The organism is Pseudomonas sp. ASL4 (genome assembly GCF_056680395.1).
Genome location: NZ_CM155280.1, coordinates 7,339,840 through 7,356,888 on the forward strand (window position 1 = coordinate 7,339,840; position 17,049 = coordinate 7,356,888).

The following is a 17,049-nucleotide window of genomic DNA, read 5'->3' on the forward strand; positions in this document are numbered from 1 at the left end:
AGGGAACGTTGAGGGATTGAGAACACAGAAATTAGCTCCTGGTTTGAATATGGACGACAGGGTGCTCCGACCCGGCCGTGTGCTGTGCGCCTCGGGACAGGCGCTTGGCTTGGTACATCGCCGCATCGGCGGCGTTGAGCAGGGCACCCGGTGTGGCGCCATGATCGGGATAGACGGCAATGCCGATACTGAGTGAGGTCAACACCGAGGTGTTGCCTGGCAACGAAATGGGCGCCGCCATGCTGGCAATGATCTTGTCGGCAATGCGCTCAGCGTCTTCGGTCTTGTGCAACGGCGTCAGCAGGACAGCAAACTCATCGCCGCCCAGACGCGCCACCAGATCCTCTTCGCGCAACTGCGCACGCACCCGCGTGGCCACCGCCACCAGCACGGCATCGCCAGCGGCATGACCGAAGTTGTCGTTGATCTCTTTAAACCGGTCGCTGTCGAGAAACAGCACCGCCATGCGCTCATTGAGCTTGTTGGCATTGCGCAACGCGCGAATCAGCCGACCTTCGAAAAACGCCCGGTTCGGCAACCCGGTAAGGCTGTCATGGCTGGCCTGGTGAGCCAGGGTTTCGTTCTCGCTTTGCAGGTGGGTTTGCCAGGCTTCGAGCTCATCGAGCAATGCATTGAAGTCGTTGCCCAGGTTATCCAGCTCGGCGATGTCGGCCGGCGGCACGCGTTGGTCGAAGGCACGTTCGCTGCGGGCCGCGTGAGCCACGGACGCCAGGCTGCGCAGCGGGCCGGTGATTCCGCGAAGCTGTCGGCGCGCCAGATAAAGCGCGACCCAGGCACTGACCGCCGTACACACGACGATCCCCATCAGCCCGCTGAGCAAGAAGCGCATCAGGCTGCCACCGTGGCCGGTGAGCTGAATGCTGCCGATCTCCTGGCCCTGATGAAGAATGGGCATGCTGATGGGTTTTTCCAGAAAGGCCTTGGCGATCTGCATTTCGAGATCGGAGAACAACCCGGTTTCCGGTCGCTGCCAACGGGCCAGCAGCACACCCTGCTCGTCGAGCACTTGGGCATCGGCGACTTCTTCGGTGGACGCGATCAAAGCCAACGCTTCGGTGGCGGCGACCTTGTCGTTGAACACCACTGCGGCTTCGACGGTGTAGTTGATCGAGCGAGCAATCAGGTGCAGGTTGTGGTCGGCATAGACCCGCAACGCCAGAACCCCGAGCAACGTCAGCGAGACGCTGGCCATGGCCACGCCGACCAGCGCGACGATCAAATGACCGCGACCGATGACCGAACGCAAGGTTGGGCGCTTACCCGATTTGAATAGACTCATGGTGCCGCCGGCTTGCGGCGCGACAGTTGCAGCACGCTGGGGTGAATCCGCACACCACTGCGGGCGACGGAGTCGAGGTTGACCTCGAAGGACACCTGATCGTCGCTGACCCGCAGACAGAAAAGGCTGCCAACGGTGCATTGATCGCTGCCTTCGCTGATGCTCAGCACCGGGCGACCGTTCAACGAGGTGAACAAGCGACTGCGCTCATCGGCGGTCAACTTGCCGATATAGACGGCATCGCACTCACTGGCAATTGCCGGATTGTCGGCCAGTAGTCTGGTTACGGTGACAGGTCGACCGGTGGCCTGGGTCGAGCCCTTGACCAGATCGTCGGTGTATTCGGTCGGACCGACCACACACAGCCGCAACTGCGCAGGCTCCACGGGCCAGCGGGCATAACTGAGAATCCCGAGCACCACTTGGGTGACCGCTTTGGCACGTTGATCGGCCATGCTGACGGCCGTTTCAGGCTGAGCGGACGCGACGCCAGTTAGCAAACAGAGTAGGCCGACAAGCAATACGCGCTTGCAGCCAATAACGCACTCTGTCGCTCGGACAGCCACCTTCATGCAGGATTCTCTTCGATCTTAACGGAATGATGCCGCAACGATAGCACAGCACCGAAACGCCAGCGAGGCCGCGGAACAGGGCACTTCGGACAGATATCCGTCGTCAACCGATTGGCATTTTAAGGGCTAGACTTATCACCCGCCTCCAACTCCAGCATCAACCCGCTCAAACGCTTCACTTTGCGTTGCACGGCCTCCTCGAACACACCGGCACGCGGCTCGATCAGAGTGAACCAGTCCTTGGCCCGGGTGATCCCGGTGTAGATCAGTTCTTTGGTCAGTACCGGGTTCAGGGCATCAGGCAGAATTAACGCTGTGTGGGCAAATTCCGAGCCCTGAGATTTATGCACGGTCATTGCGTACACCGTCTCGACATCGTTGAGTCGGCTCGGCAGAACAAAACGCACGCCACCCTGGCCGTCGTTGCGCGGAAAGGCGACACGCAGTACGTGCTTGCCTGCCTCGGGCCCCTCGCGCTCCGGCAATTTGAGCGCAATGCCAATGTCGCCGTTCATCAAGCCCAGGCCGTAGTCGTTGCGAGTCATCAGCACCGGCCGGCCTTCGTACCACTGCTGATCGCTGTCGATCAGCCGGGCCTTGAGCAAGGCGTCGGTGACTCGTTGATTCAGGCCTTCGACACCCCAAGGCCCTTTGCGTACAGCGCACAACAACTGGAAGGTATCGAAGGCTTGCAACACTTGCCGCGCCCACTCAGTCCAGCGTTTGTCATCAAGGGCGCAGTCAACGGGTGGTCGCTGGTTGCGCAGCAGACTCAGGTAATGCCGATAACCTGGTGGTCCGTCGTTATGGCCGTCCAGCAGCAAACGCTCCAGCGCTTTGTCCTGTTCACCTTTGAGCGGCAGGGAAAACACGTCTTTGTAGTTACGTTCGGCCAACAGCTTGCGAGCTTCATCGGGTTGTTGCTGATTGACCCAACGCGCCAACTGACCAATGCCGCTGCCCTCGCCGAATCGACGTGAGTGTCGCAGCATCACCACTTGCTGGGCCAAGGGATGAGTGCCCTCCAGGTCCTCATGCAAACCGCTGGTCTCGAGACTTTCGCCGCTGACAGCCTCCAGCCACTGGCGAGTCTGCGGGCTGTACCACCCGGCCTCGGCGTCGCGACACAAATCGCCCAACACGGCACCGGCCTCCACGGAGGCCAGTTGGTCCTTGTCACCGAGCAGCACCAGACGCGCATGGGCCGGCAACGCGTCGAGCAAATTGGCCATCATCTCCAGGTCAATCATCGATGCTTCATCGACGACCAGTACATCCAGTGGCAAGCGATTACCGGCGTGGTGACGGAAATGTCGGGTGCCGGGCCGACTGCCCAGCAAACGGTGCACAGTGGTGACGTCGGACGGAATCTTGTCCCGTACTGCCTCGGCTACCGTCAGGGTTTGTACTTGCTGACTGATGGATTCCGTCAGCCGCGCTGCTGCCTTGCCGGTCGGTGCGGCCAGACGAATACGCAACGGTTTTCCGGCCTCCACGGCAGGCGCCTGGAGCAGCGCCAGCAGTCGCACCACCGTAGTGGTCTTGCCGGTCCCCGGACCGCCGGTGACGATACTGAACGCGCCGCGAGTGGCCAGGGCGCACGCGAGTTTTTGCCAGTCGATCACCTCACCAGGCTTGGCGGGGCCGAACAAACCGGTCAGGCGCTGGAGCAAATCCGCCGGCGTTGCTTCATGTTCCGCCAGGCGTTGACGCAGGGAATTGTCGATGCGCCGTTCATAAGCCCAGTAGCGGCGCAGGTACAGACGCTTGCCCGACAACACCAGGGGCCGATGCCGGGCTTCTTCACAACCGTCTACCACCAGTGCCACCAGACTGCTGGCGGCCAGTACCTTGCACCAGTGAGCGCCGTCCAGCGCTTCAAGCAATTGTGATGGCAGCAACATCGCGCCACTTTGCAGATCGCCTTCGGGTGGCAGCGACAGGGCGAAATCCGGCGCCTTGAGCGTCTCGAACAAGTCCAGGCAGACATGACCGTGACCGAGCTGGTGACTGGTCAACGCTGCCGCCAGCAACACCAGCGGATCATCATTGGGGGCGAGTTCATGAAGGAAGGCGACGAAGGCCTTGTCCAGGGCACGCAGCCAACCGCGTTCGACCCAACGGGTGAGCAGCAGCAAAAGGTCGTCCGCGCGAGTCAACGGCGCCAGGTCTGCCAGACTTTCGGCCGCCAATGGCGTGGGCAACAAATCGGCGAAGGTGCGGCTCATAGCAGTACTCCCTGTTCCCAGGCGGGCTCGGCCTTGAGTTCCTGCTTGCCCTGGAACAGACGATCCAGACGCTCGATCAATTCCCGAGGCGGACGGGCGAAATAAACGCCCTGGCTGGCCGCTCGCGTTCCGCGCAGGAACAGGTACAACGCGCCACCGACATGTCGGTCGTAGTCATAATCGGGCAGCCGCGCCTTGAGCTGACGGTGCAGGGCCAACAGGTACAACACGTATTGCAGGTCGTAGCGGTTATCGAGGATCGATTGTTCCATGGCTTGCTCGGTATAAGCCGAATCATCGACGCCGAGCCAGTTGGATTTGTAGTCGGCGACGTAGTAACGACCTTCATGCTCGAACGTCAGGTCGATAAAGCCTTTGAACATGCCATTGAGCATCACCGGCTCAGCGGCCACTCGGGCCACGCCGTTGTGGGTGTATTGGCGCACCAGTTCATCGAGTTTGAGCACATCGACTTTATGACTGGCGAACCAGAATTCCATCTCGACCCGGTATTGGTTGAGTTGCTCAAAGACCACTGGAGGCTGCCCGCCGCCGATGTGCAACGGCGATCTGAGCAGGTGCTGCAGCCAGTCACTCAACGTGACGATCCAGCCTTCCCAGCCGCGGCGATTACAGCGACGGCCAACGGCGTCTTCCACCGCTTTTGGCGTTGCGCTGAAGCCTTCATCACCAGCCCATTCCAACAAACCATGGAGAAAGGTGCCGGGGTTCGGACCACGGGGGAAGCGGTGAATGTCAGCGCCGCCAGTGACCACGTCCCGTGGTGCTTCGGGGTCGAGACGTTCGTCGTCAAAGAGTTTTTGCGCTTGCGGGCTTTCCGGTGCTTCGTCAGTGCCCACACTCAAGATGTCGCCAATGCGCAAGGCGCTGTAGGAGGCGATCCACCAGTTTTCACTGGCCTTGCGTTTGGGAATCAACGGCGCGAGTAAAGTCGCTTCATTACGCGGCGGATGGTAATGCTCGCCTGTCGCTTCGGGCATCTCGCTATAACGGAGCGCCGGGCAATCCTCTTGCAAGTCTTCCAGCCAGCGCTTCAGGCCCGCAGGTTCGGCCAGCGCCGCACCACCGCCCAACAGATAACCCAATGCTGACAAGTGCAGCACCGAGCTGTTGTTATTGCCACGCTTGAGGTCAGTCACACCAAGCCAGCAGGCATGCTGCGCGCGGGTCAGCGCCACATAGAGCAAGCGCAAATCCTCGGCCAGTCGCTCGTCATCGGCCTGGGCGATCAACTCGGCTGTCGGCCTCAGGGTCACCTGGGCTTTGCCCGTGGCGTCGTGGTAATGCAGTGGCAAACGACTGCCATCCACCGGTTTCGCCGAACAGATGAAAGGCAAAAATACCAAGGGGTACTCAAGCCCCTTCGACTTGTGAATAGTTACGACCTTGACCAGTTGTTCGTCGCTTTCCAGGCGCAGGATTTGCTCCTCACCCGCCTGACCGGACAGTGCCAAGTGCTCGGACAAATGGCGGATCAGGGCTTGTTCGCCATCGAGTTCGGCGGCGGCTTGTTGCAGTAATTCAGACAGGTGCAGCAGGTTGGTCAGCACGCGCTCGCCGTCACTGCGGGTGATCAATGCCTGGGGCAGTTTGAAGTCATGCAGTAAACGACGCAGCATCGGCAGCACGCCCTGCTTGCGCCAGATCTCGCGATAACGGCGGAACTGCATGACCCGTGCTTCCCAGGCCAGTTCGTCCTGATTCAACCGCTCAAGTTCGGCCAGCGAGAGGTTCAGCGTGATACAGGCCAATGCGGCCCGCAGTGGACGCTCGACATCCGGTTCGGCGCAGGCCTTGAGCCAGGTCAGCAGGTCGTGCGCTTCCTGGGCGGCGAACACCGAGTCCTTGTCCGACAGATACACGCTGCGCACACCGCGGGCAGAGAGTTCGCCACGCACGGCCTGGGCCTCTTTACCGTCGCGTACCAGAATCGCGATATCCGCGGGTAGCAGGCCTCTGAAGTCCTTGCCGTCCTGTATGAAGCCGGCACGACCTTGTTGCCCGCCATTGAGCAGAGCGCTGATTTCACTGGCGCAAGCGCCAGCCAGTTGTTGTCGGTACACCACGCCGGACAGCGGCTGATCTGCGGACAGATGCCAGATATTCAGCGCCGGCACGCTCTGACCATCAACGTGCAGAACTTCTTTGCGACCCTGGGATTCGACAGGCAGGAAAGGTACCGGGTTTTCGCCGCTTTTCTCGCGAAAAAGGAATGCACCGCGCCCGGTCTCACGAGACTCCGCGCGTTCGAAAACATGGTTTACGGCATCGACCATGCCATGGCTTGAACGGAAGTTGGTGCCCAATGTATGCAGACGGCCGGTGGTGGCCTGACGAGCACGCAGATAGGTGTAGATGTCGGCGCCGCGGAAGGCGTAGATCGCCTGCTTCGGGTCGCCGATCAGGAACAGACCACACTCGGGATTGTTTTCTTCGATGCGATAGATGCTTTCGAAGATGCGGTACTGCACCGGGTCGGTGTCCTGGAATTCGTCGATCAACGCCACCGGAAACTGTTCGCGAATCAGGGTGGAGAGGCGCTCACCACCGTCGGACTGCAACGCTGCGTCGAGGCGCAGCAACATGTCATCGAAACCCATTTCCGCACGGCGACGTTTTTCCTCTTCGAACCGGGCACCTACCCACTGAGCAGCGTGTTGCAGAACCGCAGCGTCAGGCGTCGGCAAACTGTCGAGACTGACCTTGAGGCCAGGCATAGCGTCTAGCCCGGGATGATGAGGTGCTTCGCCTTTCCAGGCTTCGGCCATGCCATCGTTGGTCAGGCGAGTGAAGCCGGTGCCGATGTCCAGTTGTTCGAGGGCCTCGTCGTCGGCCCAGGCCTTGAGCTTTTCGAACCAGGGTTCGAAGTAGCGCGCCTGCATTTTGCGCCCGTCGACGCTTTTACTCGCCACGCCTTGGTGACAGATCGCCAGCAATTCGTCCGCCCATTGGCGCCACGGCATCTTCAGTTCGAGCAGCGCCGTGCGACGTTCGAGCAGGCACTCGGCAATGAGCTCGGCAGGTTCTTTTCCTTCAACGCTCTCGCGTTCGCTGGCGAACAGCCCTCGCACCCGCGGCAGCAATGCCGCAGGACCACCCCAATTGCCGCGAACCCAGTTCAGCGCATCGCCCTGCATCGGGTAACAGAACAGTCGCCAGTAATCGCGCAGGACTTCGCCCAGCAGATCGCTGTGATCAGTTTCCAGGGTCTGAGTGAATAGACTGCCGCTGTCGAAGGCATGCTCGCGCAGCATGCGCTGGCACCAACTGTGAATGGTCGACACAGCCGCTTCGTCCATCCATTGAGCAGCGATGTCCAGACGGTTTGCGCAACCGGACCATTGCTCGGGAAGGAACTGCTCCCTCAACTCTGCAATAAGGCTGTCCGGCGCGGGGGTCTCTTCCCGGAAAAACCGTGCGGCTTCGGCCAGGCGGGTGCGAATACGCTCGCGCAGTTCTTTGGTGGCGGCGTCGGTGAAGGTCACGACGAGGATTTGCGGCGGTAACAGCTCACGCCCGAAACCACTCGACTCGCCGCCATGGCCAAGGACCAGACGCAGATATAGCGCGGAGATGGTGAAGGTCTTGCCGGTCCCGGCGCTGGCCTCGATCAGTTGGCTGCCGCGCAGAGGAAAGGCCAGGGCCAACGGTGTCTTCGTCGTCATGAGCGCGCGCCCTCGCTGGTCAGTGAGCGCCAAGGGGCTTCGAGCAGTGGCCGGTACAAAGCGTCGCACCAATCGGTGAAGGTCTCGTCGGCAGTCAGGCTGTCGTAGTCGGCGAATTGCCGGGTGAGTGCCGGGCTTTCGCGGCGCTCACCATCGGTAGTCTGACCATCGCCTTCGTAGGCTTTTCGCGCGGCGGCTTCGGCTTTGACCGGGTCGGTTTGACTGAGCCAGGCGAAGGCAGTTTTCACCGCGATGGGCAACGGTTGACGCATACCTGTTTGCCAGGCCAGCAGCAGGTTACCGAGGATCTGAAATGCGGCATCCTTTTCCAAAGGTTCCAGCAGCAAGCTGTCGTCGCTGGCGACCAGCGCGGTGGTCATCGATATGCCGCTGGCGCAGGCGACCAAGTGATTGACCCATGGCCGCGTCAAGCGATGCCATTTGCGAGTCTTGATCGAGCCGATACTGTTGGGAATCGTGGTGACCGACAGCAAGCCACCGTCTGCGCGTTGATGCAGGCCACTGAGCCAGCCTTCAAGACGCAAGCCGTGCAATTCCAGACTCACCGGCAAGGCACTGGCGAGCAGTGTCGGCCATAACGTCAGGAGTTGTTGATAACGTTGCAGCAGATCCGGCAGTGGCTCGATCAACTCTCGTTGAAGACATTCGCCGAAACCGGCCATGGGCAGCAGGCCGCTGTTTTGCAGGCGTATGGCCTGTGCTTCCAACGCTTGATCGGAGTGATCCAGCTGACTCAGTGCTGCTTCGAGCAAACTGTCGCTGAGGCTGTAGCGTTGCAGCGCGTCGAGAACGAAGGGTTCTTCATCGGCCAAAGGGACTTCGGCCGCTTCAAAGAACACCTTGAGCCGCTGGCTGAAGAAGTGTCGTACGGGATTGCGCAGGAAATCCTGCAATTGCCCCAAGCCCAGCGGCTCCTCCTGAATGTAGGGTTCGAGGACCTCGACATCAGTTGCTTGCTCACTGGCTTGATGAAGCACTTGCCACTCGCTGGCGTAGCTGAACAGCGCATCGCCTTCGTGAAAGTAGCGGGCGCTGAACGGTTGCAGGGGATGTTCCTGTGTCATTGCCTCAAGCAAATCATCGGCGTCGCCCTCCAGCCGCCAACCGCTGGCGAGATGATCGCGCAATTGGCCAATCAGTACCGATGCCGGCCGCTCGCTGTTATCGCGAATGCTGCGGCCTACCCAGCTGATATAGAGCTGATTGCGGGCGGACAACAGAGCCTCCAACAGGAGGTAGCGGTCATCTTCACGCCGGGAGCGATCGCCGGGGCGGTAATCACTGCCCATCAGGTCAAAGTCCAGCGGCGGTTGCGCTCGAGGGTAATCTCCATCATTCATGCCGAGCAGACAAACCAGTTTGAACGGGATCGCCCGCATCGGCATGAGCGTGCAAAAGTTGACTGCACCGGCTAGAAAGCGCTGGGACAAGCGGCCTTGGTCAAGACCGGCCAACCAGGCTTCACGGACTACGGTTAACGGTAACTTGTCCTGCAATCCCACTGATTCACAGGTATCGAGCCAGGTTTCACGCAGCTCTTCGAGTTGAGCCAGCAAGTAGTCGTCGTGCTCGTTACTGGCCTTGAAAAACAGCTGAACCAGCCCTTGCAAACGCACGCCCCACTCTTTTGGAGCAGCCGGCTGCGTAAGTTCTTGATGCGCAATCTCCAGCGCGTCGAGCAGAGCCACCAACGGACCGATGAGCGCAGCATCCAGCCCACCAATTTCGTCATAGGGTTCTATACCTTCGCAGGCACTGGCGCCGCCGACCGCGTAACCCAGCAGCATTCGCCGAAGACCGAAACGCCAACTGTTTTGCTCCAACTCCTCGGGTAGACCAAGGCCCGCGCGTTGCTCAGCATTCATTCCCCAGCGGATGCCGGCACCTTCGATCCAGCGGTGCAGCGTTGGCAGGTCACGCTCTTCGACGCCGAACCGAGCACGGAGTGCGGGTACGTCCAGCAGATCGAGAATCTCGCTAACCGGGAAACGACTGTCCGGCAGCTTGAGCAGGTGTTCGACAGCAATCAGTAACGGATCACGGCCGCGTTGCCCCTGATCCGCCAAAGTGAAGGGAATGAAACGCTGATCGTTGCGCTCTAGCTGACCAAACACCGCGCGGATGTGCGGAGCGTAGCTGTCAATGTCCGGAACCATCACGATCACGTCGCGAGGTCTTAAATCCGGATTAGCACTGAAACGCTCGAGCAGTTGATCGTGAAGGATTTCCACTTCTCGCTGGGCGCTATGGGCGATGTGAAAACGGATCGATTTATCGATGTGTGGATCGACGGCCAGCCAATGCTCGCGGGTTTCGTTTAAAGGACGCAGTTCCAGGATGTCGTCCTGCAACTGATTGAGCATATTTTGTGGTTGGCTATCGCTGAACAGGTCGATGCGACCATCACGAAATGCCGCGCGATAGCTGCCGGGATCGTCATAGCTGTCGAGCAGATTGATGTAGTCCCGTCCCTGCTTGCCCCACGCGGCCAATAGGGGGTGAGCGTGTTGGTGAAGGGTTTGCGGGTCGAGTACAACCGGCATGCCGCTTTTGCGCGCCTGACGCTTGTATTGATGCCGCAACAGGTCTTTATCGGCGACGATGTCTGCCCAATGGTGACGACATGGGTTGTGAACGCACAGCAAGACCTGGCTGAATCGAGCCAGTCCGGCGAGTGCTTCCAGTGCTTGAGCGGGCAGCGAAGAGATCCCGAAAACGATCACCCGGGACGGTAATCCATCTGGCGCGGAGTCGAGACGGTTGATGCGTTCGATAAACCGTTGGTGAACGCCGGCACGGCTTTGGGCCATGCCTTGTTCCCCTACATCCAACAGTAGCGCACGCCACAGCTCTGCCTGCCAGCAGTTGGCCGGGGTTAGCGCCTTGGCTTCCCCTCTGCCATTACGTAGTTGATGTCGACCTTCTGCCCAATCCTCCAGCCAGTCGGCACGGTACACCTGGTATTGATCGAACAGATCCGCCAGACGCTCGGACAACTGATAGCGTTTACGCAAATCGGTGTCATGAGTGAGGAAGCGTTGCAGGGGTTCGAAATAAGGTTGGTCGATTAGCTGCGGTAGCAGGCGCATCAGACGCCAGGTCAGCGGCGCTTTATCGAGCAGGGATTTCACCGGGATTTCGTCACGACCCAGGACCATGCGATAGAGCTGCCACATGAAGCTACCCGGCAATTGCACATCGATTGCCGCCGCGATGCCACAACCGCCCATATCGTCGTCTTCAGGGTCTTCGGCCAGTGCGAGCTTCAGCCATTGAGCGATACCGTTGCTCTGCACCAAGGCGATTTCATTTTCCAGGGGAGCCAACGGGTAGTGCCGCATTACGCTGATCACAAGGCTACGCAGTTCATCCAAACTGTTGCTTTGAACCACCATAAAACCAGCATTGAGGGACGCGGCGTCCGGCATAAGGCTTCCTTGGGAAAATACAAAAGCTAGGGCCGAACCTTAGCACTGTCGGGAGACTGTGACAGCCGGGAGCCGTCTGAAGATGCTGTATGAACTTTCCTGCGGGCAAAACAAAACCCCTACCTGCATACGCAGATAGGGGTTTCGGAATTTAATCTTGACGATGACCTACTCTCACATGGGGAAACCCCACACTACCATCGGCGATGCATCGTTTCACTGCTGAGTTCGGGATGGGATCAGGTGGTTCCAATGCTCTATGGTCGTCAAGAAATTCGGTAGCCAGGTCGTTCTCCTTGCGGAGTACGCTCCAGCGAATGGGTATGTGATAGATCGTGGTGTTTTGTGAGTGCCTCGAACTTTCGGTTCGTTTCGTCTTCACACACCGCAATCTGGTGCTCTTTCGCTTTTCAGCTCGAAGCAAGCAAATTGCTTGGGTGTTATATGGTCAAGCCTCACGGGCAATTAGTATTGGTTAGCTCAACGCCTCACAGCGCTTACACACCCAACCTATCAACGTCGTAGTCTTCGACGGCCCTTCAGGGGACTCAAGGTCCCAGTGAGATCTCATCTTGAGGCTAGTTTCCCGCTTAGATGCTTTCAGCGGTTATCTATTCCGAACATAGCTACCCGGCAATGCCACTGGCGTGACAACCGGAACACCAGAGGTTCGTCCACTCCGGTCCTCTCGTACTAGGAGCAGCCCCTCTCAAATCTCAAACGTCCACGGCAGATAGGGACCGAACTGTCTCACGACGTTCTAAACCCAGCTCGCGTACCACTTTAAATGGCGAACAGCCATACCCTTGGGACCGGCTTCAGCCCCAGGATGTGATGAGCCGACATCGAGGTGCCAAACACCGCCGTCGATATGAACTCTTGGGCGGTATCAGCCTGTTATCCCCGGAGTACCTTTTATCCGTTGAGCGATGGCCCTTCCATACAGAACCACCGGATCACTAAGACCTACTTTCGTACCTGCTCGACGTGTCTGTCTCGCAGTCAAGCGCGCTTTTGCCTTTATACTCTACGACCGATTTCCGACCGGTCTGAGCGCACCTTCGTACTCCTCCGTTACTCTTTAGGAGGAGACCGCCCCAGTCAAACTACCCACCATACACTGTCCTCGATCCGGATAACGGACCTGAGTTAGAACCTCAAAGTTGCCAGGGTGGTATTTCAAGGTTGGCTCCACGCGAACTGGCGTCCACGCTTCAAAGCCTCCCACCTATCCTACACAAGCAAATTCAAAGTCCAGTGCAAAGCTATAGTAAAGGTTCACGGGGTCTTTCCGTCTAGCCGCGGATACACTGCATCTTCACAGCGATTTCAATTTCACTGAGTCTCGGGTGGAGACAGCGCCGCCATCGTTACGCCATTCGTGCAGGTCGGAACTTACCCGACAAGGAATTTCGCTACCTTAGGACCGTTATAGTTACGGCCGCCGTTTACCGGGGCTTCGATCAAGAGCTTCGCGTTAGCTAACCCCATCAATTAACCTTCCGGCACCGGGCAGGCGTCACACCCTATACGTCCACTTTCGTGTTTGCAGAGTGCTGTGTTTTTAATAAACAGTCGCAGCGGCCTGGTATCTTCGACCGGCATGGGCTTACGCAGTAAATGCTTCACCCTCACCGGCGCACCTTCTCCCGAAGTTACGGTGCCATTTTGCCTAGTTCCTTCACCCGAGTTCTCTCAAGCGCCTTGGTATTCTCTACCCAACCACCTGTGTCGGTTTGGGGTACGGTTCCTGGTTACCTGAAGCTTAGAAGCTTTTCTTGGAAGCATGGCATCAACCACTTCGTGTTCTAAAAGAACACTCGTCATCAGCTCTCGGCCTTAGAATCCCGGATTTACCTAAGATTCCAGCCTACCACCTTAAACTTGGACAACCAACGCCAAGCTGGCCTAGCCTTCTCCGTCCCTCCATCGCAATAACCAGAAGTACAGGAATATTAACCTGTTTTCCATCGACTACGCTTTTCAGCCTCGCCTTAGGGACCGACTAACCCTGCGTCGATTAACGTTGCGCAGGAAACCTTGGTCTTTCGGCGTGGGTGTTTTTCACACCCATTGTCGTTACTCATGTCAGCATTCGCACTTCTGATACCTCCAGCAAGCTTCTCAACTCACCTTCACAGGCTTACAGAACGCTCCTCTACCGCATCACCTAAGTGATACCCGTAGCTTCGGTGTATGGTTTGAGCCCCGTTACATCTTCCGCGCAGGCCGACTCGACTAGTGAGCTATTACGCTTTCTTTAAAGGGTGGCTGCTTCTAAGCCAACCTCCTAGCTGTCTAAGCCTTCCCACATCGTTTCCCACTTAACCATAACTTTGGGACCTTAGCTGACGGTCTGGGTTGTTTCCCTTTTCACGACGGACGTTAGCACCCGCCGTGTGTCTCCCATGCTCGGCACTTGTAGGTATTCGGAGTTTGCATCGGTTTGGTAAGTCGGGATGACCCCCTAGCCGAAACAGTGCTCTACCCCCTACAGTGATACATGAGGCGCTACCTAAATAGCTTTCGAGGAGAACCAGCTATCTCCGAGCTTGATTAGCCTTTCACTCCGATCCACAGGTCATCCGCTAACTTTTCAACGGTAGTCGGTTCGGTCCTCCAGTTAGTGTTACCCAACCTTCAACCTGCCCATGGATAGATCGCCCGGTTTCGGGTCTATTCCCAGCGACTAGACGCCCTATTAAGACTCGCTTTCGCTACGCCTCCCCTATTCGGTTAAGCTCGCCACTGAAAATAAGTCGCTGACCCATTATACAAAAGGTACGCAGTCACCCAACAAAGTGGGCTCCCACTGCTTGTACGCATACGGTTTCAGGATCTATTTCACTCCCCTCTCCGGGGTTCTTTTCGCCTTTCCCTCACGGTACTAGTTCACTATCGGTCAGTCAGTAGTATTTAGCCTTGGAGGATGGTCCCCCCATATTCAGACAAAGTTTCTCGTGCTCCGTCCTACTCGATTTCATGACTAAGAGATTTTCGCGTACAGGGCTATCACCCACTATGGCCGTACTTTCCAGAACGTTCCGCTAATCTCAAAGCCACTTAAGGGCTAGTCCCCGTTCGCTCGCCACTACTAAGGGAATCTCGGTTGATTTCTTTTCCTCAGGGTACTTAGATGTTTCAGTTCCCCTGGTTCGCTTCTTAAGCCTATGTATTCAGCTTAAGATACCTAACTTATGTTAGGTGGGTTCCCCCATTCAGACATCTCCGGATCAAAGTCTGTTTGCCGACTCCCCGAAGCTTTTCGCAGGCTACCACGTCTTTCATCGCCTCTGACTGCCAAGGCATCCACCGTATGCGCTTCTTCACTTGACCATATAACCCCAAGCAATCTGGTTATACTGTGAAGACGACATTCGCCGAAAATTCGCAATTACTCACAAACTTTACCTTAGCCTGATCCGTTACCAGTGAAAGTAACGTCCAGTCTATCTTTCTATCACATACCCAAATTTTTAAAGAACGATCTAATCAAAGACTAGAAATCAACATTCACCATCACCAGGATGGAATGCTCATTTCTAAGCTTTCAACAAACAGAAGCAGTAGTGGTGGAGCCAAACGGGATCGAACCGTTGACCTCCTGCGTGCAAGGCAGGCGCTCTCCCAGCTGAGCTATGGCCCCATATTTCTACAGGTGTCCCACACAAGCAAAATTGGTGGGTCTGGGCAGATTCGAACTGCCGACCTCACCCTTATCAGGGGTGCGCTCTAACCAACTGAGCTACAGACCCAATTTCGGGCTGCTTCTTTATCGTCTTCTTCAATGAATCAAGCAATTCGTGTGGGAACTTATGGAGCAGCTGATGTCGTCGATTAAGGAGGTGATCCAGCCGCAGGTTCCCCTACGGCTACCTTGTTACGACTTCACCCCAGTCATGAATCACACCGTGGTAACCGTCCTCCCGAAGGTTAGACTAGCTACTTCTGGTGCAACCCACTCCCATGGTGTGACGGGCGGTGTGTACAAGGCCCGGGAACGTATTCACCGCGACATTCTGATTCGCGATTACTAGCGATTCCGACTTCACGCAGTCGAGTTGCAGACTGCGATCCGGACTACGATCGGTTTTCTGGGATTAGCTCCACCTCGCGGCTTGGCAACCCTCTGTACCGACCATTGTAGCACGTGTGTAGCCCAGGCCGTAAGGGCCATGATGACTTGACGTCATCCCCACCTTCCTCCGGTTTGTCACCGGCAGTCTCCTTAGAGTGCCCACCATTACGTGCTGGTAACTAAGGACAAGGGTTGCGCTCGTTACGGGACTTAACCCAACATCTCACGACACGAGCTGACGACAGCCATGCAGCACCTGTCTCAATGTTCCCGAAGGCACCAATCTATCTCTAGAAAGTTCATTGGATGTCAAGGCCTGGTAAGGTTCTTCGCGTTGCTTCGAATTAAACCACATGCTCCACCGCTTGTGCGGGCCCCCGTCAATTCATTTGAGTTTTAACCTTGCGGCCGTACTCCCCAGGCGGTCAACTTAATGCGTTAGCTGCGCCACTAAGAGCTCAAGGCTCCCAACGGCTAGTTGACATCGTTTACGGCGTGGACTACCAGGGTATCTAATCCTGTTTGCTCCCCACGCTTTCGCACCTCAGTGTCAGTATCAGTCCAGGTGGTCGCCTTCGCCACTGGTGTTCCTTCCTATATCTACGCATTTCACCGCTACACAGGAAATTCCACCACCCTCTACCATACTCTAGCTCGACAGTTTTGAATGCAGTTCCCAGGTTGAGCCCGGGGATTTCACATCCAACTTAACGAACCACCTACGCGCGCTTTACGCCCAGTAATTCCGATTAACGCTTGCACCCTCTGTATTACCGCGGCTGCTGGCACAGAGTTAGCCGGTGCTTATTCTGTCGGTAACGTCAAAACACTTACGTATTAGGTAAATGCCCTTCCTCCCAACTTAAAGTGCTTTACAATCCGAAGACCTTCTTCACACACGCGGCATGGCTGGATCAGGCTTTCGCCCATTGTCCAATATTCCCCACTGCTGCCTCCCGTAGGAGTCTGGACCGTGTCTCAGTTCCAGTGTGACTGATCATCCTCTCAGACCAGTTACGGATCGTCGCCTTGGTGAGCCATTACCTCACCAACTAGCTAATCCGACCTAGGCTCATCTGATAGCGCAAGGCCCGAAGGTCCCCTGCTTTCTCCCGTAGGACGTATGCGGTATTAGCGTCCGTTTCCGAGCGTTATCCCCCACTACCAGGCAGATTCCTAGGCATTACTCACCCGTCCGCCGCTCGCCACCAGGTACAAGTACCCGTGCTGCCGCTCGACTTGCATGTGTTAGGCCTGCCGCCAGCGTTCAATCTGAGCCATGATCAAACTCTTCAGTTCAAACATCTTTGGGTTTTTAAGAAACCCTAAACTTGGCTCAGCAATCGTTGGTTACATCTTTGATTTCTCGCGGAGTAACTTGTGATGCTGATAATCTTGTTGACTATCAGTCTGACCCCACAAGCACCCACACGAATTGCTTGATTCAGTTGTTAAAGAGCGGTTGGTTAAGATCTTTCGTCTCAACCGAGGCGCGCATTCTACAGCAGCCTCTGTCACTGTCAAGCGGTTATTTTCAGAAGTTTTCAAAGTTTCCTTTGCAACTTCAACCACTTGCGCTTCCGATCTCTCGTTAGCGGGAGGCGAATTCTACAGCGTTACTCGCTGCTGTCAACACCTCTTTTCCGCTACTTTCGACCGAGAAGATCGAACCGTTAATAGAGCCCTACAACACCGCTCTACCAACTCCTTCTGGGCTTCGATGACCTGAAGCAACT

At 57.1% G+C, this 17,049-nt stretch carries 5 protein-coding genes, 2 tRNA genes and 3 rRNA genes; all 10 read right to left on the bottom strand.

Annotated features, from left to right (window positions below; translation table 11 throughout):
• Positions 1 to 31: 31 nt before the first annotated feature.
• Entirely contained in the window at positions 32 to 1,300 is a 1,269-nt protein-coding gene (dgcN, locus tag AC1MEW_RS33620) for a diguanylate cyclase DgcN/YfiN (RefSeq protein WP_201200358.1), read from the bottom strand.
• Positions 1,297 to 1,872 (bottom strand): regulatory sequestration protein YfiR, encoded by a 576-nt coding sequence (gene yfiR, locus AC1MEW_RS33625; RefSeq protein ID WP_201200356.1) that lies wholly within the window; start codon positions 1,870 to 1,872, stop codon positions 1,297 to 1,299. Before yfiR ends, dgcN begins: the two co-directional genes overlap by 4 nt.
• A 119-nt stretch (positions 1,873 to 1,991) precedes the next feature.
• Positions 1,992 to 4,100: an exodeoxyribonuclease V subunit alpha gene (gene recD / locus AC1MEW_RS33630; protein ID WP_480425026.1), complete on the bottom strand. Its 2,109-nt coding sequence runs from the start codon at positions 4,098 to 4,100 to the stop codon at positions 1,992 to 1,994.
• The gene (recB, locus tag AC1MEW_RS33635; protein ID WP_201200354.1) at positions 4,097 to 7,786 is read right to left on the bottom strand and encodes an exodeoxyribonuclease V subunit beta; all 3,690 of its coding nucleotides are present in this window, start codon (positions 7,784 to 7,786) and stop codon (positions 4,097 to 4,099) included. Before recB ends, recD begins: the two co-directional genes overlap by 4 nt.
• On the bottom strand, positions 7,783 to 11,235 hold the full coding sequence (gene recC, locus AC1MEW_RS33640; protein WP_480425027.1) for an exodeoxyribonuclease V subunit gamma: 3,453 nt from the start codon (positions 11,233 to 11,235) through the stop codon (positions 7,783 to 7,785). Before recC ends, recB begins: the two co-directional genes overlap by 4 nt.
• Before the next feature lie 155 nt (positions 11,236 to 11,390).
• A 5S ribosomal RNA gene (rrf, locus tag AC1MEW_RS33645) occupies positions 11,391 to 11,506 on the bottom strand.
• 173 nt (positions 11,507 to 11,679) lie between these two features.
• Positions 11,680 to 14,571: ribosomal RNA gene (locus AC1MEW_RS33650) — 23S ribosomal RNA — on the bottom strand.
• 234 nt (positions 14,572 to 14,805) lie between these two features.
• Positions 14,806 to 14,881: transfer RNA gene (locus AC1MEW_RS33655), tRNA-Ala, on the bottom strand.
• Positions 14,882 to 14,913: 32 nt separating this feature from the next.
• A tRNA-Ile gene (locus AC1MEW_RS33660) sits at positions 14,914 to 14,990 on the bottom strand.
• Positions 14,991 to 15,073: 83 nt separating this feature from the next.
• A 16S ribosomal RNA gene (locus tag AC1MEW_RS33665) occupies positions 15,074 to 16,612 on the bottom strand.
• The 16S, 23S and 5S rRNA genes sit together here with 2 tRNA genes alongside, the layout of an rRNA operon.
• Between the last annotated feature and the right edge of the window lie 437 nt (positions 16,613 to 17,049).

What these genes read in the sequence shown, in the direction of transcription:
- yfiR (WP_201200356.1), bottom strand. Translation starts at nt 1,872, where the DNA reads ATGAAGGTGGCTGTCCGAGCGACAGAGTGCGTTATTGGCTGCAAGCGC.
- dgcN (WP_201200358.1), bottom strand. Translation starts at nt 1,300, where the DNA reads ATGAGTCTATTCAAATCGGGTAAGCGCCCAACCTTGCGTTCGGTCATC.
- recD (WP_480425026.1), bottom strand. Translation starts at nt 4,100, where the DNA reads ATGAGCCGCACCTTCGCCGATTTGTTGCCCACGCCATTGGCGGCCGAA.
- recB (WP_201200354.1), bottom strand. Translation starts at nt 7,786, where the DNA reads ATGACGACGAAGACACCGTTGGCCCTGGCCTTTCCTCTGCGCGGCAGC.
- recC (WP_480425027.1), bottom strand. Translation starts at nt 11,235, where the DNA reads ATGCCGGACGCCGCGTCCCTCAATGCTGGTTTTATGGTGGTTCAAAGC.